Source organism: Microcystis aeruginosa NIES-4325, from assembly GCF_008974145.1.
Classification (GTDB): Bacteria; Cyanobacteriota; Cyanobacteriia; order Cyanobacteriales; family Microcystaceae; genus Microcystis; species Microcystis aeruginosa_G.
Genome location: NZ_BJKP01000116.1, coordinates 1 through 542 on the forward strand (window position 1 = coordinate 1; position 542 = coordinate 542).

The 542-nt window shown below is 40.0% G+C and carries 1 pseudogene; it reads right to left on the reverse strand.

The window, feature by feature from the left end:
* A pseudogene (locus MiAbW_RS20810) lies at positions 1-168 on the reverse strand (Uma2 family endonuclease); the annotation flags it as partial.
* Positions 169-542: the final 374 nt, after the last annotated feature.

The window sequence follows — 542 nt, forward strand, 5'->3', positions numbered from 1 at the left end:
TAAATCACCTGCAACAAAGACATCAGACTGCCGGCGAAATAGCCAGTCTAAATTAGTTTTAATCGTCGTAATCCAACGAAATTGCAAGGTATTATCGGCCATGGGTTGACCATCGCTATCGGGGTAGGTAATTTCAGTGACGTTAGTTTTATCTAGTTGCGAAACCATGGGACTAAGTAGGGTTTGCTGAAAAAGTTTGTTGGTGGGGTTAGGCTTCGGCCGTGAGCTCAGCGTTCGACCGAGCTCACGCCGAGGTCCGAACGGAGTCAGTAGCCGGTCGTTTCAAGCTTTGTTGCCCTCTCTTTTTGTACTAACTCGTGTACTGAAAAGAAATAATGCAAGGTTTTTGAGGGTCCCAATCCGATTTTCTGGTACTAACATCGGATTTTAACAGGTCAAAAGCCTTATTTTAAAAAGACCTCTCCATAATTTAATTAAATCACAATAATAGGATATAATAAAACAAATAGTAACTCAAAAAAAGCCATGAAAAACTACACTTGGGAATACATTCAAAAATATCCGAAACAAACTAAAAGACT